18 protein-coding genes are annotated in these 16466 nt (G+C 71.3%); 8 read left to right on the top strand and 10 right to left on the bottom strand.

Translation table 11 applies throughout. The features are described 5' to 3' along the window. Positions 1–27 precede the first annotated feature (27 nt). Positions 28–1188 carry a cytochrome c oxidase assembly protein gene (locus AC5LUJ_RS08785; protein WP_250292010.1) on the top strand — a complete coding sequence of 387 codons (1161 nt, stop codon included), beginning with the start codon at positions 28–30 and terminating at the stop codon, positions 1186–1188. 73 nt (positions 1189–1261) lie between these two features. Here AC5LUJ_RS08785 and AC5LUJ_RS08780 read toward each other — a convergent pair whose 3' ends face one another. From AC5LUJ_RS08780 to AC5LUJ_RS08770, 3 genes are all read right to left on the bottom strand, one after another. Next, a complete protein-coding gene (locus AC5LUJ_RS08780; RefSeq protein WP_250286181.1) occupies positions 1262–1858 on the bottom strand; it encodes a DUF3501 family protein in 597 nt (198 codons plus the stop codon). Between the two features lie 253 nt (positions 1859–2111). After that, complete coding sequence (locus tag AC5LUJ_RS08775; RefSeq protein ID WP_250286179.1) at positions 2112–2546, bottom strand: rubrerythrin family protein; 435 nt, start codon at positions 2544–2546, stop codon at positions 2112–2114. A gap of 169 nt (positions 2547–2715) precedes the next feature. Further along, positions 2716–3120 (bottom strand): Fur family transcriptional regulator, encoded by a 405-nt coding sequence (locus AC5LUJ_RS08770; protein WP_250286184.1) that lies wholly within the window; start codon positions 3118–3120, stop codon positions 2716–2718. Between the two features lie 441 nt (positions 3121–3561). On the opposite strand from AC5LUJ_RS08770, the gene AC5LUJ_RS08765 reads away from it, so the two are divergent. Together AC5LUJ_RS08765 and trpD are read left to right on the top strand one after the other, a co-directional pair. Then, the gene (locus AC5LUJ_RS08765) at positions 3562–3981 is read left to right on the top strand and encodes a response regulator transcription factor (protein ID WP_250286177.1); all 420 of its coding nucleotides are present in this window, start codon (positions 3562–3564) and stop codon (positions 3979–3981) included. A 110-nt stretch (positions 3982–4091) separates the two neighbouring features. Beyond that, positions 4092–5249, top strand: a complete 1158-nt coding sequence (gene trpD, locus AC5LUJ_RS08760; protein ID WP_250286174.1) for an anthranilate phosphoribosyltransferase — start codon at positions 4092–4094, stop codon at positions 5247–5249. 127 nt (positions 5250–5376) lie between these two features. Here trpD and AC5LUJ_RS08755 read toward each other — a convergent pair whose 3' ends face one another. The 5 genes from AC5LUJ_RS08755 to AC5LUJ_RS08735 all read right to left on the bottom strand — a co-directional run bounded on the left by AC5LUJ_RS08755 (position 5377) and on the right by AC5LUJ_RS08735 (position 9406). Further along, complete coding sequence (locus AC5LUJ_RS08755) at positions 5377–5778, bottom strand: cytochrome c oxidase subunit 4 (protein WP_250286172.1); 402 nt, start codon at positions 5776–5778, stop codon at positions 5377–5379. Between the two features lie 49 nt (positions 5779–5827). Beyond that, on the bottom strand, positions 5828–7504 hold the full coding sequence (ctaD, locus tag AC5LUJ_RS08750; protein WP_250286170.1) for an aa3-type cytochrome oxidase subunit I: 1677 nt from the start codon (positions 7502–7504) through the stop codon (positions 5828–5830). Then, positions 7501–8457: an aa3-type cytochrome oxidase subunit II gene (ctaC, locus tag AC5LUJ_RS08745; protein ID WP_250286168.1), complete on the bottom strand. Its 957-nt coding sequence runs from the start codon at positions 8455–8457 to the stop codon at positions 7501–7503. The genes ctaD and ctaC overlap by 4 nt, the downstream gene beginning before the upstream one ends. 272 nt (positions 8458–8729) lie before the next feature. Beyond that, positions 8730–9164: a type II toxin-antitoxin system VapC family toxin gene (locus tag AC5LUJ_RS08740; protein ID WP_250286166.1), complete on the bottom strand. Its 435-nt coding sequence runs from the start codon at positions 9162–9164 to the stop codon at positions 8730–8732. Next, complete coding sequence (locus tag AC5LUJ_RS08735) at positions 9149–9406, bottom strand: type II toxin-antitoxin system Phd/YefM family antitoxin (RefSeq protein ID WP_250286164.1); 258 nt, start codon at positions 9404–9406, stop codon at positions 9149–9151. Before AC5LUJ_RS08735 ends, AC5LUJ_RS08740 begins: the two co-directional genes overlap by 16 nt. A gap of 218 nt (positions 9407–9624) precedes the next feature. Here AC5LUJ_RS08735 and AC5LUJ_RS08730 point away from each other — a divergent pair, with 218 nt between their 5' ends. Continuing rightward, entirely contained in the window at positions 9625–10773 is a 1149-nt protein-coding gene (locus AC5LUJ_RS08730) for a cysteine desulfurase family protein (RefSeq protein ID WP_493464754.1), read from the top strand. Between the two features lie 75 nt (positions 10774–10848). After that, a complete protein-coding gene (locus AC5LUJ_RS08725; RefSeq protein ID WP_250285800.1) occupies positions 10849–11130 on the top strand; it encodes a sulfurtransferase TusA family protein in 282 nt (93 codons plus the stop codon). Between the two features lie 8 nt (positions 11131–11138). On the opposite strand, the gene AC5LUJ_RS08720 is transcribed toward AC5LUJ_RS08725, so the two are convergent. Together AC5LUJ_RS08720 and AC5LUJ_RS08715 are read right to left on the bottom strand one after the other, a co-directional pair. Further along, on the bottom strand, positions 11139–12119 hold the full coding sequence (locus tag AC5LUJ_RS08720) for a carbohydrate kinase family protein (protein WP_250285801.1): 981 nt from the start codon (positions 12117–12119) through the stop codon (positions 11139–11141). A gap of 410 nt (positions 12120–12529) precedes the next feature. Beyond that, positions 12530–12913: a HesB/IscA family protein gene (locus AC5LUJ_RS08715; RefSeq protein ID WP_250285802.1), complete on the bottom strand. Its 384-nt coding sequence runs from the start codon at positions 12911–12913 to the stop codon at positions 12530–12532. A gap of 504 nt (positions 12914–13417) precedes the next feature. Between AC5LUJ_RS08715 and nadA the strand changes: the two genes are divergently transcribed. From nadA to AC5LUJ_RS08700, 3 genes are read left to right on the top strand one after another with little or no spacing between them, the layout of a single operon-like run. Beyond that, positions 13418–14662 (top strand): quinolinate synthase NadA, encoded by a 1245-nt coding sequence (nadA, locus tag AC5LUJ_RS08710; RefSeq protein ID WP_250285803.1) that lies wholly within the window; start codon positions 13418–13420, stop codon positions 14660–14662. Continuing rightward, a complete protein-coding gene (locus tag AC5LUJ_RS08705) occupies positions 14662–15324 on the top strand; it encodes a DUF3043 domain-containing protein (protein WP_250285804.1) in 663 nt (220 codons plus the stop codon). Before nadA ends, AC5LUJ_RS08705 begins: the two co-directional genes overlap by 1 nt. Before the next feature lie 54 nt (positions 15325–15378). Continuing rightward, entirely contained in the window at positions 15379–16359 is a 981-nt protein-coding gene (locus AC5LUJ_RS08700; RefSeq protein WP_250292021.1) for an aldo/keto reductase family protein, read from the top strand. The last annotated feature ends 107 nt before the right edge of the window (positions 16360–16466 follow it).

The raw sequence follows: 16466 nt of genomic DNA, 5'->3' as shown, positions 1-16466 counted from the left end.
CCCGATCGGAGTGAGGTGAAAGGGCCTGTGACCAGTCCCGGTGCCCTTGCCGCGGCAGGCGCGGGAAGCCTGCTCGCATCGTCCGGGCAGGGAGAACTTCCACCGCCACCGACCGTCGGACGGATGCTGCTGCACCTCTCGCCGGAACCCGGCCCGCTGCTGCTGGTCGCCCTCATGGGCGGGCTGTACCTGTTCGGCGTGAGCAGACTCACAGATCGCGGAGACGCCTGGAGCCGCTGGCGGACCGCCTCCTGGCTGGCCGGCCTGCTGGTGGTCGCCTATGCGCTCGTCGGCGGGATAGCCGCCTACGACACCGCCCTGTTCAGCGCACACGCCGTCCAGCACATGTTGCTCGGCACGGTCGCGCCCATCCCGCTCGCGCTGGGCGCCCCCGTGACACTGGCGCTGCGGGCCCTGCCGCTGCGCCCCCGCCGGCTGCTGGTGAGGCTGCTGCACAGCCGGGTGGCGCGGGTGGCCGCCTTCCCGCTGGTCGGCTTCGCCGTGTTCATCGTGAGCCTCTACGGGCTGTACTTCACCAGCCTGTACGAGGCGTCGCTGCGGCACCCGGTGCTCCACCTGTTCCTGCACGCGCACTTCCTGGCCGTCGGCTGCCTGTTCTACTGGCCGATCATCGGGCTCGACCCGATGCCGGGACGGCTGCCGTACTGGGGGCGGCTGCTCCTGCTGTTCGTGACCTTCCCGATGCACGCGCTGTGGGCGCTGGCGATGTTCACCACCGACGAGGTCTTCGCCGCGGACTGGTACACCGCGCTCGGCCGGACCTGGGGGTCCAGCCCGCTCAGCGACCAGCAGACCGGCGCCGGGCTGATGTGGGCCGCCGGCGAGATCGTCGGCGCTCTGGTGTTCATCGCGCTGTTCATCCAGTGGTCGCGGGCGGACGACCGGGAGGCCGCCCGCGAGGACCGCCGCCTGGACCGGCTGCTCGACGCCGCCACCGGCCCTGCCCGGCCCCGCCCGGACGCGCCCGGGCAGCCGCGGGATGCGGGGCGGGAACGGGATGCGGAAGAGGGGCCCGGGCCCGCGCCGCAGAGCGACCCCGAAGCCGAGCTGCTCGCCCGGGAGGCGGCCTACAACGCCTGGCTGGCCCGGCTCGCCGCGAGCGACACCGCCGCCCCGCGCCGGCCCGCGACCGTCCGTGACCAGACGCGGGGGACGGAACAGGGCTGACGAGGCCGCTGCCGGGTCCGGGCCGCGGCATCCGCCTCGCCGCCAGCCGTCCCGCCGCCAGCCGGCGGGGCGGCTAGCCGCGTAGCGAGAGGTCCGCGATCAGGGACGTCCTGGTCGCGCCGGTGACCGGTGTCGCCTCGTTGTACGCGGGGTGGTCAACCACCAGCTCGACCGGCACGGCCGGATCCCGGAAGGCGTCCCGGGTGGCGTCGTTGAGGAGGAACCGCAGCATGTGCACGGACACGGTCTGGCTCGGGACGTCCGGGTCCTCGTCGGGGCTGAGGACCTCCTCGGCCGGTGCCGGTACGCCGCCGATCTCCAGCCGGATGCTGCGCTGCACACCGGCCAGCCGCTCCAGCTCCGCGCGCACGGTGTCCAGGACGTCGAGCTCGATGAACAGGGTGGCGGTCAGCGTGTGGCTGGAGGGCAGCAGGCGGGAATAGATGTCGATCTCATGGGCGACCTCCGAGGGGTCGCGCAGCCGTTCGGTGTAGACCATCTCCTGCACCTGGTAGCGCAGGGTCTGCTCGTTCTCGAACTCGAACAGGAGCATGTCGCCGACCCGGATTCGGCGCTCCGCCCGCACGGGCAGGATGCGGGCGCGCAGGCTCGGCCGTTGGGCGGAGTAGGCCTCGGGGTCGGTGATGATGTCGGCAACACTGAGCGCCATCGTTGGGACTCCCTGACGATCATCGAAGGCATGGGCGGCGCGCCGGATCCTACGCCGGCATCCGCCAGATCGTGAAGCGGCCGGGAGGCCGTCCGCCGGGCGCACGCCGGCAACGTGGACCGGCGACATCACGTGCCGACAACGTGGACCGGCCGGGGCGGACGCGACTCGTGCGTCCACCCCGGCCGGATACCCTCTCGGCGGCAGGCGGCCCCGCCCCGGTGACGGCCCGAAGCGGTGCGGCCCGCCGGAGCTATTCCGCCGCGACTGTCTCCAGCGAGTCCAGGGCCTTCTGGAACCGGCCGGCGTGGGTCTTCTCGGCCCGCGCGAGAGTGGCGAACCAGTCGGCGATCTCCTCGAAGCCCTCCTCGCGGGCGGTCTTGGCAAAGCCCGGGTACATCGCGGTGAACTCGTAGGTCTCCCCCGCCACGGCGCTGGCGAGGTTCTTGGCGGTGTCGCCGATCGGGCTCCCCGTCGCCGGGTCGCCGACCTTGGCGAGGAAGTCCAGGTGGCCGAAGGCGTGGCCGGTCTCGCCCTCGGCGGTGTCGCGGAAGAGCGAGCTGACGTCGGTCAGGCCCTCGATGTCAGCCACCCGGGCGAAGTAGAGGTAGCGGCGGTTCGCCTGGCTCTCGCCGGCGAACGCCTCCTTGAGGTTGTCGTGCGTCTTCGTGCCGTCCAGCTTGGACATGGGTGCTCCTTCTTCGAGTACGGTCACCTCTGGTAACGAGGCGAGTCCTTCGGGTGCGGCCGTCCGGGATGACGGCGACCGCTCGGATTGAGTGGCTCGTGGCGGCGCGGGAAACCCCGGGTGGGACACCGGCCGCGCGACAGCCGATGGTCTTCAGGGCTACCGGTGATCAGCCACCCGGTCGACAGGACGGACACAGGCCACGCAACTGCAGGTCGTAGCCTGTGATCGCGAAGCCGGTGCTGTGCGCGAGCTCGTTGACGATCATCTCTACCGGGCTTGGCAGATCGATGTCCACGGCTCGTCCGCAGCGGTCACAGACCAGATGGTCGTGACGGCTGGTGTTCCCGTCGTAGCGGGCTGCCGTACCGTTGCCGAGGCTGAGCTCACGGGCCTGCCCGGCCTGGACGAGCAGCCCCAGGGACCGATAGACGGTGGCAGCGCCGATACCTGGCGCGACTTCCCGGACGCGGTCGTAGACCTCGGCCGCCGTCGGGTGGCTGTGGACGGCCCGAAGCACCTCCAGCACCGCACGGCGCTGGGGGGTGAGGCGGAGATCCTGCTGGCCGTCCATGTCACGTCCGATGTTGTCACGCCCGATGTTGTCGGTACGCCCGCCCCCGCCCCGCCCGGCCATCCGCGATTGTCTTGTCACGTTTGGTCACAGCCGGTCGCGACGAGTTCTGTCATGATCGACAACTTTGAGAACGAGTCTCATTATCTACCAAAGAAGGCGGCTCCCGTAAACCCGCCACGCCCGCGCTGGCGGCGCGGGCGATGACACATCGGCATCCTCCCTGCGTGTCCCGCACAGCATCGGTGCCGCGGCCGTGGGCGTCACCCGTCGGCACGATCGGATACCCTGCGGGCGGGCTGCTGCCACAGGTGCGCATCGCACCATGGGCGCACACCCGCCATGGGCGCACACCGCCGCGGTCGCGGTGCGCGGCTCCTTGACGCTCCCCTCGGGCGCCATCCCGCCGACGGCCGCTTCGAGTGAAAGGCCTGCGGTCGCATGAGTACCGTTCTCGTGTACGCGGACAAGCCCGAGGTCCGGGAGCGGGTGAAGCTCGCCATCGGCCCGCTTCCCGACCGCGAGCTCGGCATCCTGGAGTTCCTGGACGCCGCGGACGGCCCGTCCGTGATCGACGCGGTCGACCACGGGGAGGCCGACATCTGCGTCCTGGACGCCGAGGCCGCCCCCAGCGGTGGCATGGGCCTGTCCCGGCAGCTCAAGAACGAGGTCCCCGACTGCCCGCCCACCGTCCTGCTGGTCGCCCGCCGTGACGACCGCTGGCTGGCGAGCTGGTCCCTGGCGGACGCGGTGGTCACCCACCCGGTCGACCCCGCCGAGCTCACCGAGGCCGTCGTCACACTGCTGCGCCGCCGGCACGCGCCGGCACCCCGCGCGCAGTCCTCCCCCGCCCACCACTGACGCGGCCCGCCCCGGCGGCCGCGCCCGGAACGGCCCGGGAGCGGCCGGGCCATCGGGAACAACCAGACGCCGGAAGCAACCGGATACGACCACAGCGGGGAAAGACAGGGATGACGGCCACGCCAACGGGCACGCAGCCAGCAGGCACGCAGCCAACGGGCACGAACAGCGACGAGCCGGCCAGCCCCACACCCGCTGGCCCGCCGAGCTGGGCCGAGCTTCTCACGGCGCTCCTGCGCGGGGAGGCACTGGGCGCCGAGGAGACCGGCTGGGCGATGCGGCAGATCATGTCCGGCGCGGCGTCACCCGCCCGGATCGCCGGCTTCGCGGTGGCGCTACGGGCCAAGGGTGAGACCGCCGAGGAGGTCCGCGGCCTGGTCGAGGCGATGCTCGAGCACGCCGCGCCGCTGGAGGTCTCCGACGACGTCCGGGAACGCGCGGTGGACACCTGCGGTACCGGCGGAGACCGGTCACATTCGGTGAACATATCGACCATGGCGGCGCTCCTGGTCGCCGGATCCGGCATCCCCGTGATCAAACACGGCAACCGGGCCGCGTCCTCGCTGTGCGGAACGGCCGACCTGCTGGAGGAGCTCGGCGTCGTCATCGACCTGCCGCCGGCCGCCGTCGGCACCTGCCTGGCCCGGGCCGGCGCGGCCTTCTGCTTCGCCCCGGTCTTCCATCCGGCCATGCGCCACGCGGCCGGGACGCGCAGCGAGCTCGGCGTGCCCACCTTCTTCAACATCCTCGGGCCGCTGACCAACCCGGGCCGGCCCGCGTCCCAGGCCATCGGGGTCGCCGACCCGCGGCTGGCCCCGGTCGTCGCGGGCGTGCTCGCCGCGCGTGGCACCCGTGGCCTGGTGTTCCGGGGCGACGACGGGCTCGACGAGCTCACGCCGGCGACCACGTCGACGGTGTGGGTGGTCAGTGGCGGCACGGTCCGGCAGGAGATCTTCGACCCACGGACGGTGGGCATCCAGCCCGGCGACCCCGCGGAACTGCGGGGTGGTGACGCCGCCCACAACGCCGAGGTCGCCCGTGTCCTGCTGGCCGGGCGTCGCGGGCTGGTGCGCGACGCCGTCCTGCTGGCCGCCGCGGCGGCTCTGGTCGCCGCCACCGGGCCGACCGCCGCCCCGGTGGGCGAGCAGATCCAGCGTCAGCTCGGCCGGGCCGCGTGGTCGCTGGATTCCGGCGGGGCAGAAGCCGCGCTGGGACGCTGGGTCAGGACGAGCCAGGCGGCTGTCGCCGCCGCGTCCACCAGCGCCTGAGGCCAGCGCCCACAGGACAGGGCGGGCCGGCCCTGTCGCAGCTTCGTCGCCGTCCGCGCGTGGGCGCGACCGGCACCCGGGCCCTGTTCCCGGTGAGCCGCTGTCCGGCCCACCGGGAACCTGTCGATCAGTCCTCGGGGACGGGTGGGTGCCACAGGTTCTCGAACAGCAGGCCTGTGACGAAGAACAGCGTCAGCAGCCCGCCGATCAGAGCGAGCCAGACACCGAAGACGATGCCGAGGCCGACCAGGCTGGCACTGAGGGCGATGAAGACCGGGTAGTAGCTGCCCGGGGTGAAGTGCCCGAGCTCCCCGGCCCCGTCGGCGACCTCGGCGTCGGGCAGGTCCTGCGGGCGCGCCCCGATCCGGCGGGCGGTGAACAGCAGGTAGCCACCGACCAGCAGGCCGAGGCCGCCGCACAGCGCCAACGCGACGGTGCCGGTCGGATCCTGTGACGTGAACCAGTAGACCACGTCGACCACCGCGCAGAAAATCGTGAACACGAGGAAGACCACGCCTTCGATCTTCATGGCTACTGCTCCTCCCTTTCAGCTGCTTTCCCGCCGGCCCACGGGCCGGCTATCTGATTTCGGGTGTGGCGTGGTAGTCGACTCGGCCCGCCGCCTGCGGATAGTGCAGGTCGAAGGCCGGCCGTTCCGAGCGGATACGCGGCAGCGAGCGGAAGTTGTGGCGCGGCGGCGGGCAGGACGTCGCCCATTCCAGGGAGTTCCCGTAGCCCCACGGGTCGTCCACGACGGCCAGCTCGCCCTTCTTGTACGAACGCCAGACGTTGTAGATGAACGGCAGGGTCGAGGTGGCCAGCAGGAGCGCGCCGGCCGTGGAGATCGTGTTGTAGGTGGTGAAACCGTCGGTGGGCGCGTAGTCGGCGACCCGGCGCGGCATGCCCTTCACACCCAGCCAGTGCTGGATCAGGAAGGTGAGGTGGAAGCCGAAGAACAACGTCCAGAAATGGATCTTCCCGAGCTTCTCGTCGAGCAGCCGCCCGGTGACCTTGGGGAACCAGAAGTAGATCCCGGCGTACGCGGCGAAGACCACCGAGCCGAAGACGACGTAATGGAAGTGCGCGACCACGAAGTAGCTGTCGCTGACGTGGAAGTCGATCGGCGGGCTGGCCAGCAGCACACCGGTGAGACCGCCGAAGAGGAATGTCACGAGGAAGCCCAGCGCGAACAGCATCGGCGTCTCGAAGGTGATCTGCCCGCGCCACAGGGTGCCGATCCAGTTGAAGTACTTCATGCCGGTCGGCACCGCGATGAGGAAGGAGAGGAAGGCGAAGAACGGCAGCAGGACGGCGCCGGTGGCGAACATGTGGTGTGCCCACACCGCCACCGACAGCGCGCCGATACCGACCGTCGCGAAGACCAGGCCCTTGTACCCGAACAGCGGCTTGCGGGAGAAGACCGGCAGCACCTCGCTGATGATGCCGAAGAACGGCAGGGCGATGATGTAGACCTCGGGATGGCCGAAGAACCAGAACAGGTGCTGCCACAGGATCGCGCCGCCGTTGGCCGCGTCGAATATGTGCGCGCCCAGCCGGCGGTCCGCCTCAAGCCCGAGCAGCGCGCCGGTGAGGACCGGGAAGGCTACCAGCACCAGGATCGAGGTGATCAGGAAGTTCCAGCAGAAGATGGGCAGCCGGAACATCGTCATCCCAGGCGCCCGCAGGCAGAGGATCGTCGTGATCATGTTGACCGCGCCGAGGATGGTGCCCAGGCCCGACAGCGCCAGGCCGAGAATCCACAGGTCGGCACCGGCCCCCGGTGAATAGACCGAGTTGTTCAGCGGCGCGTAGGCGAACCAGCCGAAGTCCGCCGCGCCACCCGGGGTCAGGAATCCCGCGACGACGGTCAGGCTGCCGAAAAGGAAGAACCAGTAGGACAGCGCGTTCAGCCGGGGGAAGGCCACGTCCGGCGAGCCGATCTGCAGCGGTATCAGGAAGTTCGCGAACGCGAACGCCATAGGCGTGGCGAACATCAGCAGCATCAGCGTGCCGTGCATCGTGAACAGCTGGTTGAACTGCTCGTTCGACAGGACCTGCAGACCGGGCCGGGCGAGCTCGATCCGCATCAGCTCAGCCATGATCCCGGCGAACAGGAAGAAGGCGAAGGCGGTCACGCCGTACATCACGGCGATGTCCTTGTGGGACGTCGTCCGCAGGTAGCCGAGCAGGTTCGTCCGCGGCCTGGTGTGGAGATCCTCGACGTGGCCGGCCGGCGGCTCGTGCACCAGTGTCACTGTCGGCTCCCGGAGGTGTTCGGTACGGCGGATGTCTGCGCGGGCGCCCCGGCGGCGGTGACTGTGGCCGGGGTCACGTCCGAGACCGGGCGGGTCCGTTCGGCGATGAACCGGTCGTACTCGTCACCGGGGACCACCTTGACGGAGAAGTTCATCCGGTCGTGGTCGACCCCGCACAGTTCCGCGCAACGGCCCACAAAGGTGCCGGTCTTGGTGATCGTGAGCTGGAACTGGTTGATCCGGCCGGGGATCACGTCCCGCTTGAACAGGAAGTCGGGCACCCAGAAGGAGTGGATCACGTCCGTCGAGGTCTCGATGAAACGGATCGTCCGGCCCTGCGGGAGCACCAGGACGGCCGGCTCCCCGGGCTTGCCGGTGACCTCGATCGGGGCGGTGCCGTCGCGGCCGGTGTCGAGATAGCGGAACTGCCAGTTCCAACGGAAACCGATCACATTGATCGTGACGTCCGGGTCGGGTGGCAGCCGGTTGATCTCGATCTCGTCCCGGGCCGTGTAGTAGAACAGCCCGGCTACGATGACCAGGGGCACGACCGTGTAGAGGATCTCGACCGGCAGGTTGTAGCGGACCTGCCGCGGCAGGTCGTCCGACCGCTTCCGGAACACGGTGATCGCGTAGAAGATCAGGCCCCAGGTGAACACGCCCACGGCGAGCGCCGCGATCGAGGAGCCCTGCCACAGGTTCAGGATGCGCGGTGTCTGGTCCGTCACTCCGTCGGGGAAACCGAAGTTGGGAACATCACACCCGGTCGCGGTCATGACAAGCAGCGCGAGCCCGGCCATCAGGGCCAGGCGGCGGCGCCACGGACGGGCGCGGGCGGCGCGGTGATCAGAACCTCGCGCGCGGTTCGTGCTCCCCGCCCGGGCAGCGTCGGAGGCGGCCGCTTCCTCGACATCGGCGGGCAACGGCCGAGGTCGGCCGAAGGATCGGGTCACCAGGTCCTGCCTCCCACGAATGCGCCGGCCCAGGCGAACCAACCGGGCCTGGCGCAGGGCTCTTCGACAAGCTGTAGATGCTGCGGCAGGAGCGTATCCCAGCTACCCGTCCGGCATCACGCCAGAGCCTCAGGAGGTGACCCCTTCCGCCCCGAGGAAGGCCGCCCGGAGCGCCTCCCGCGCCGGCGAAGGCATCCCGGACAACCCGCCGGAGCACCTTTTCGCTCCGCCGCCGGCTTGCGGTGCGACAAACGGCCCGCCGCAGCCCGCGGCTACGGAGGCTTCCCGAATCCGTGGCCGGAGGACGCCTGTGCCTCCACCGCGAGGACGCCAGGAAGATCGGCGAAACGGGCCTTGGCGTCATGGCTGAGGACGATCCGTCCGGTCTCGGCCGCATGGGCCGCAATGATCAGATCGTGGGCGCCGCGACGCCGTCCGATCCGGCGCGCGGCCACGATGAGACGGGCGTGGTGAGCTGCCGTGCTCTGCGTGTAGTCCAGCACGTCCAGCACGGACGTCATGGCGGCCAGCGCCCGTGAACGCTGGGCGGCCCTGGCCGCGGTGTCGGCCAGTTCGATCCCCACCCGATACTCGGCGATCGACACGGCCGCGGCCGCGAGCTCGTCGTCGTCCAGGGCGGCGCGGTCGACCGTTCCCCGCTCGTAGGCGATGAGGATGCTGGTGTCGAGGATCAGGCGGCGGCCCACGGGTCGCCCTCGTCCACGGCCAGGTGACCGACCGCCTCCGCGATGTCCGCCTCGAAGGTGTCATCCGGTGGCGTGGTGCCGACAAGCACGGCTCGAAGGTCGGCTCCGGTCCGCCGACGCGCCGGCCTAATTTCCGCGATTGTACGGTTACCTCGCGTAATTGTGATGGTCTCGCCGGCCTCGATCGCGTCAAGCAGATCCGAGAACCCGCGGGACGCCTCGGTCGCCGTTACAGTGCGCATGACCACCAACATATCTGAAAATCAGATACAGGCACGTGGCTGCTGAGAGGAAACGTAACCACCCGCGGAAATGCAACTGGACCGTGGTTACATTTGAGCCCGACGGACGTGAGCCCACCGATCGCCGGGCTACGGGCTACGGGCTACGGGCTACGGGCTACGGGCTACGGGCAATGACACGCCTCGGCGACCTCGACACTCGGCATACCGTGGGAGGCGTGCCGGCCTATCTCGATCATGCTTCTACGGCCGTTCTGCATCCGACGGCCCGGGCGGCCCTGCTGGCCGCGATCGACGAGGGGTGGGCCGACCCGGCCCGGCTGTACCGCGACGCCCGGCGGGCCCGCATGCTGCTCGACGCCGCCCGGGAGACGGTCGCCGGGGTGATCGGCACCCGGCCTGACGAGGTCAGCTTCACCGCGTCGGGCACCCAGGCGGCCCAGCTCGCGCTGCTCGGCGCGGCCCGGGCCCGCCGCCGCGCCGGCAGCCGCATCCTGGTCAGCGCGGTGGAGCACTCCTGCGTCCTGCACGCCGCCGCGTGGCACGAGCACGCCGGCGGCCTGGTCGGCACCGTCGGGGTGGACGGGTTCGGCCGCGTCGACCCGGCCGGCTTCACCCCCCCGCCGGACACGGCGGTGGCCAGCCTGCAGCACGCCAACCACGAGGTCGCCACCATCCAGCCGGTGGCCGCGGCCGCGGAGGTGCTGCACGCCGCGGGCGTCCCGCTGCACGTGGACGCGGCCATGTCGCTCGGCCGGATCCCGGTGGACGTCACGGCGCTGGGCGCCGACCTGCTCAGCGCCAGCGCGCACAAGTTCGGCGGGCCGGCGGGCGTGGGCATCCTGGTGGTGCGCACCGGACGCCGGTGGGTCAGCCCGCTGCCCGCGGACGAGCGCGAGGGCCGCCGGGTCGCCGGCTTCCCCAACGTCGCGGGGATCGTCGCGACGGCCGCGGCCCTGCACGCCCGGACCAACGAGATCGTCACCGAGGGGCCGCGCCTGGCCGGCTATGTGCGGCGGCTGCGGGCCCGGCTGCCCGAGCTGATACCGGACGTCGAGGTGCTCGGCGACCCCGACCCGGCCGGCCGGCTGCCGCACCTGCTCACCTTCTCCTGCCTCTACGTCGACGGCGAGTCACTGCTGCACGAGCTGGACCGGGCGGGGATCGCGGTCAGCAGCGGCTCCAGCTGCACCTCCGACACGCTCACCCCGAGCCACGTGCTCGCCGCGATGGGCGCGTTGACGCAGGGGAACGTCCGGGTCTCCTTCGGCCGGGAGTCCGACAGCGCGGACGTCGACGCCCTGCTCGCGGTCCTGCCGGACGCGGTCGCCCGCGTCCGCGAACGGGCCGGGGCCGCCGGGCTGTGACGCGCGGCCGCCCCGCGCCGGACAAGCCAGCCCATGCCGAACAGCCGAACAGCCGAACAGCCGAACAGCGGAAACATGACAAAGAACGCGGACAGAACGAGTAACACGGATGACGCCCGCTGGGACACGGCGGCGTTCACCGTGGACGCGCGGGGCCGCCGATGCCCGCTGCCGGTCATCGAGCTGGCCCGCCGCATCGGCGAGCTCGACCGCGACACCACCCTGGTGCTGTGGGCGGACGACCCGGCCGCGGACCTCGACGTCCCCGCCTGGTGCCGGATGCGCTCCCACGAGCTGGTCGCGACCCGGCCGCTGCCCACGGGCGGGACGGCCTACCTCGTCCGCCGCCTCGCCTGAGCCCCCGGTCAGGCCGTGGGCAGGTGGGAGGCGATCTGCGCGGCGGCGTCCGCGCCGTAGGTCTCCGACAGGCGTTTGACCAGCTCGGCCGGGACGGTTTCGTACTCCTGGGTGCCGACGGTCTCCAGCGCCAGCGTGGCGAGCAGGCAGCCAAGCTGCGCGCTGCGCTCCAAGGACAGTTCCCAGGCGCGCCCCGCGAAGAAGCCGGCGCGGAAGGCGTCCCCGACGCCGGTCGGATCCGGGGTGATCCGGGCGGGCACGACCGGCACCCGGATCGGCGCCTGCCCGACGGCCTCGATGGCAGCGCCGTCCGCGCCGTGGGTGGTGACCCGGATGCCCACCCGCTGGAGCACCTGCGCGTCCGACCAGCCGGTCTTGCTCTCCAGCAGGCCCTTCTCGTACTCGTTGCACAGCAGCCAGGCCGCGCCGTCCACCAGCCGGCGGATCTGTGGGCCGTCCATCCGGGCGAGCTGCTGGGAGGGGTCGGCCGCGAACGGGATGGACCGTTCGCGGCACTCGTCGGTGTGGCGGAGCATCGCCTCCGGGTCGTTCGGGCTGATCAGGACCAGGTCCAGGCCGCCCAGGCGGTCGGCGACCGGGCGCAGCTCGATCAGCCGGGCGTCGCTCATCGCGCCGGGATAGAAGGAGGCGATCTGGCAGAGATCGTCGTCGGTGGTACACACGAAACGGGCGGTGTGGGCGACTTCGCTCACATACACCGAGCTCGTGTCGACGCCGTTGCGGTCGAGCCAGGACCGGTAGCCGGCGAAATCCTCGCCCACCGCCCCGACGAGAACGGGACGCAGGCCCAGCCGTCCGAGCCCGTAACAGATGTTGGCGGCCGCTCCCCCGCGCCGGATGACCAGGTCGTCGACAAGGAACGACAGGGAGATCCTGTCCAGCTGGTCGGCCAGCAGCTGCTCGGCGAACCGGCCCGGAAAGCGCATGAGATGGTCGGTCGCGATGGAACCCGTAACGGCAATAGGCACGATGCGTGATTCTACCTGGCCATCACCCGAAACCGCCGGGTCCACCCGGCATCCGCCCGTGCCTGGCCGGCGTTCCCGCACGGTGAAACACGGGCAGCAGGCCAGGACGAGGCCAGGACGACCGCCGGCACGGGTGGGCACGGCAGGCGTGTGGCCGGCTGGGAGCGCCCAGCCGGCCACACGTCACAACCAACGGCGCACCGAACGGATACCGTCGGTAGCCCGGAGGTGTCCGGCACCCCGGCCCGTCCGTCCGCTGTCACCTCGGCGACGGACGCCTACCGCCACCCCGGCCGCGACCGCGACAACACGGCCGGCCGGCCCCAGGGACCAACGCCTGGCCCCCGGCCCCTGGAATCAGCGGGCACCAGGGACCGCGGGAATCACAGGGATCAGTGGGATCAGTGGGATCAGTGGAAGGAGTCGCCGCAGGCGCAGGAACCCGCCGCGTTCGGGTTGTCGATCGTGAAGCCCTGCTTCTCGATCGTGTCTACGAAGTCGATCGTCGCCCCGCCGAGGTACGGGCCGCTCATCCGGTCGACCGCGACCTTGACACCGGAGAAGTCGAGGACGATGTCGCCGTCGAGCTGCCGCTCGTCGAAGAAGAGCTGGTAGCGCATGCCGGAGCAGCCGCCGGGCTGGACAGCGATCCGCAGCTGGAGGTCCTCACGCCCCTCCTGCTCGAGCAGGCTCTTCACCTTGTGCGCGGCCACGTCGGTCAGGATGACGGTGTTCGGACGAGTCGCTGTGTCCACGCCGGTCGCCGTATCGGTCGTCGTGTCCTGGACTGTCATGGAGGCTGCTCCCTAGTGAATATTCCCTGGGGCGTGGGGAGTCACGACGACAGCCACTGTCGCTCCTCCTTCGGCCGGTTGGATACGTGTGCAGGGATGCCAGGTATTCGGCTACTCGCAATACATGCGCATCCGAGATGTGCGCATCACTGTAGGCAACAACATGGGATGCCTGCGACGCCACCCTTCATGCACGGTCGCCGTTCCTGCCATCGCGACAGCAGTCACTACCCGAGTCACTACCAGCGGCGGCCGCCACCAGCAAGCCGTTGCACACGTCTGGCTGGAACGCCGCCCGCCGCGATTGCCTTCCCATCGTACGCAGATCGTCCGCGCATGACCAAGCACGCGGCCCGCGGCGTGATCACGAACTCGTCCCGCGCGGTACGGCAGAAGGTCCCAGACGATGCGGTACAGGGCCGCGGCGAGTTAGAGTCTTACCGACCATACGTCCCCATGCGTGCGGCCAGGCCACGCCACGGCCGGTCGACCTCAGGAGCGAGCATGACGACCCATCCCGCGCTCGAGCGCGCCGGCGTCGCGGCGCCGGGAACACCTCCGGTCACGCCGCCGTCCCCGCCGCGCCCCCGCTCCCTGGCCGGGCCGCTCGAGCTGCTGCTGCTCGGGCACGGCTCGGATCCCGGCAGCGAGCGCGGGGTCGACTGCCCCGGCGCGCTGCCGCCCGCGTCCGACCCGACGCTCGTCGAGCGGGCCAGGGCGGCCAGAGCCGCCCTCGGCGACTCGGTCTTCGTCCTCGGCCACCACTACCAGCGGGACGAGGTCATCGCCTTCGCCGACGTCACCGGCGACTCGTTCAGGCTCGCCCAGCAGGCCGCCGCCCGGCCCGAGGCCGGGCACATCGTCTTCTGCGGCGTGCACTTCATGGCGGAGAGCGCCGACATTCTCACCGGCGACCACCAGCAGGTGATCCTGCCCGATCTCGCCGCCGGCTGCTCCATGGCCGACATGGCCGCGGCCGAACAGGTCGAACAGGCCTGGGAGACGCTCGCAGACGCCGGCCTCGCCGACGGCACCGTGCCGGTGAGCTACATGAACTCCTCCGCCGCCATCAAGGCGTTCACCGGGCGGCACGGCGGCACCATCTGCACGTCCTCCAACGCCCGCCGGGCGCTGGACTGGGCGTTCGGGCCGGACCGGCGCGGCGAGCGGGTGCTGTTCCTGCCCGACCAGCATCTCGGCCGCAACACCGCCGTGCTGGAGATGGGCATGTCGCTGGACGACTGCGTCGTCTACAGCCCGCACCGCCCCGGCGGCGGCATCACCCGCGAACAGCTGCGGGACGCCCGGATGATCCTGTGGCAGGGGCACTGCTCGGTGCACGGCCGGTTCAGCCTCGGCTGCGTGGACGAGGTACGCGCCCGGATACCCGGCGTCACCGTGCTGGTGCATCCCGAGTGCCGGCACGAGGTCGTCACCGCCGCGGACCTGGTCGGCTCGACGGAGTACATCATCAAGGCGGTGGATGCCGCCCCGCCCGGCTCCAGGTTCGCCGTCGGCACCGAGCTGAACCTGGTGCAGCGGCTGGCCAACCGGCACCCTGACAAGACCGTAGTCTTCCTGGATCGTACGGTGTGCTACTGCTCCACCATGAACCGTATCGATCTGCCCCACCTCGTGTGGGCCCTTGAGTCCCTGGTCCGCGGCGAGACGGTCAACCGCATCACGGTCGACCCCGACGTCGCGGCACACGCCCGGAAGGCCCTCGACCAGATGCTGGCACTGCCCTGATGGCCCTGTTGAAACGACGCACGTCCGTCCCCGACGATCCCGCGGGCACCGCGGGCACCGCGGGCACCGCGGGCACACCGGTGGCCACCGCCGGCTCCGCTCCCCCCGCCGACGCCGAGCCCGGGAACCGGCCGGGGGGCGGGGTGGGGAAAGGCCGTCCCACCCCGAAACGCAGCCAGGCACGGGCGGCGCGCGCCCGCGGCGGCGCCCTGCCCGCCACGGCGTCCCGCAAGGAGGCCCGGACCCGCGGCCGCGAGGAGCGCCGCCGGTCGACCCGGGAGTACCGGGCGGCGATGCTCTCCGGTGACGTCAGCAGGCTGCCGCCGCGCGAGCGCGCCCCCGAGCGGGTGCTCGCCCGGGACCTCGTCGACGCCCGCCGCAACATCGGGCCGTTCTTCCTCGCCGCCGCCCTGGTGTACTTCCTCGGCGGCATCGTCCCCAACGCGTACGTGCGGCTGGTCACCACCTCGCTGATGCTGCTGGGCGTCCTCGCGGTGGCCGTCGACTCGGTGGTCCTGGCCCGCCAGGTCAGCGGCCAGGTCGCGCGCAAGTACCCGGACTCGCGGGTCCGGGTCCGGGCCTACGCGGTGCAGCGCGCGCTCCTGCCGCCCCGCTGGCGGATGCCCCGGCCCCGGGTGAGCCGCCGGGACGGCCAACGATGAACGTGTGATTTCACGGCCGGGCGTCCCGGGGCACGGGCGTTCTAAGGTGGCTGCGTGGAGCACAGACGACTCGGGCGTAGCGGACTGTCCGTCAGCGAGATCTCGTACGGCAACTGGATCACCCATGGTGACCAGGTCGAACGGGAACAGGCGCTCGCCTGCGTACAGGCCGCTCTCGACGAGGGCATCACCACCTTCGACACGGCCGACGTCTACGCGGGCACCCGCGCCGAGGCCGTGCTGGGCGAGGCGCTCGACGGCGTCCGTCGGGAGTCCTACGAGCTGTTCACCAAGGTCTTCTGGCCGACCGGCCCCGGCCCCAACGACCGGGGCCTGGGCCGCAAGCACATCATCGAGTCCTGCCACGCGTCGCTGCGGCGGCTGCGCACCGACCATGTCGATCTCTACCAGGCGCACCGGTACGACCCGACGGTGCCGCTGGAGGAGACCCTGCGGGCCTTCGACGACCTCGTGCGGGCCGGCAAGGTCCTCTATGTCGGCGTCTCGGAGTGGAGCGCCGCGCAGATCTCGGACGCGGTGCGGATCGCCGGCGAGCTGGGCTTCGACCGGATCATCTCCAACCAGCCGCAGTACTCGATGCTGTGGCGCACGATCGAGGCCGAGGTCGTCCCGACGTCCCAGGCCGCCGGTATCTCCCAGATCGTCTGGTCACCGGTCGCGCAGGGCGTGCTCACCGGCAAGTACCGGCCGGGCCAGCCGCCGCCGGCGGACACCCGCGCCACCAGCGTGAACGGCGGGCGCTTCATCCAGCGGCTGCTGGGCGACGACGTCCTCACCCGGGTGCAGGACCTGCTGCCCGTCGCGGCCGACGCCGGCCTGTCCCCGGCCCAGCTCGCGGTGGCCTGGGTGCTCCAGAACGACAACGTGGCATCGGCGATCATCGGGGCGTCCCGGCCGGAGCAGGTCCACGAGAACGTCAGGGCATCCGGGGTGAAGCTCGGCCCCGACCTGCTGGCCCGGATCGACGCCGTGCTCGGCGGCGTCATCATCACCGACCCGAAGATCGTCGGCTAGCCGCCCGGCCGCGCCCGGGCCGCCGAGCGCCCGAAAGGCATGATCGGCGCGTTCGACGGCAGGGCCGCCGGCCGATGGTCACCAGCCGGCGGTCACCAGCCGCCGGC

This window comes from Protofrankia sp. CiP1_Cm_nod3, from assembly GCF_982290655.1.
Note: the sequence above shows the minus strand (reverse complement) of the source record. Positions and strands in the feature narration are given on the sequence as shown.

Coding starts and splice junctions, on each gene's coding strand:
- AC5LUJ_RS08780 (WP_250286181.1), bottom strand. CDS start 1,858: ATGGCGCTCAGTGTTGCCGACATCATCACCGACCCCGAGGCCTACTCC.
- AC5LUJ_RS08775 (WP_250286179.1), bottom strand. CDS start 2,546: ATGTCCAAGCTGGACGGCACGAAGACGCACGACAACCTCAAGGAGGCG.
- AC5LUJ_RS08770 (WP_250286184.1), bottom strand. CDS start 3,120: ATGGACGGCCAGCAGGATCTCCGCCTCACCCCCCAGCGCCGTGCGGTG.
- AC5LUJ_RS08765 (WP_250286177.1), top strand. CDS start 3,562: ATGAGTACCGTTCTCGTGTACGCGGACAAGCCCGAGGTCCGGGAGCGG.
- trpD (WP_250286174.1), top strand. CDS start 4,092: ATGACGGCCACGCCAACGGGCACGCAGCCAGCAGGCACGCAGCCAACG.
- AC5LUJ_RS08755 (WP_250286172.1), bottom strand. CDS start 5,778: ATGAAGATCGAAGGCGTGGTCTTCCTCGTGTTCACGATTTTCTGCGCG.
- AC5LUJ_RS08735 (WP_250286164.1), bottom strand. CDS start 9,406: ATGCGCACTGTAACGGCGACCGAGGCGTCCCGCGGGTTCTCGGATCTG.
- AC5LUJ_RS08725 (WP_250285800.1), top strand. CDS start 10,849: ATGACAAAGAACGCGGACAGAACGAGTAACACGGATGACGCCCGCTGG.
- AC5LUJ_RS08715 (WP_250285802.1), bottom strand. CDS start 12,913: ATGACAGTCCAGGACACGACGACCGATACGGCGACCGGCGTGGACACA.
- nadA (WP_250285803.1), top strand. CDS start 13,418: ATGACGACCCATCCCGCGCTCGAGCGCGCCGGCGTCGCGGCGCCGGGA.
- AC5LUJ_RS08705 (WP_250285804.1), top strand. CDS start 14,662: ATGGCCCTGTTGAAACGACGCACGTCCGTCCCCGACGATCCCGCGGGC.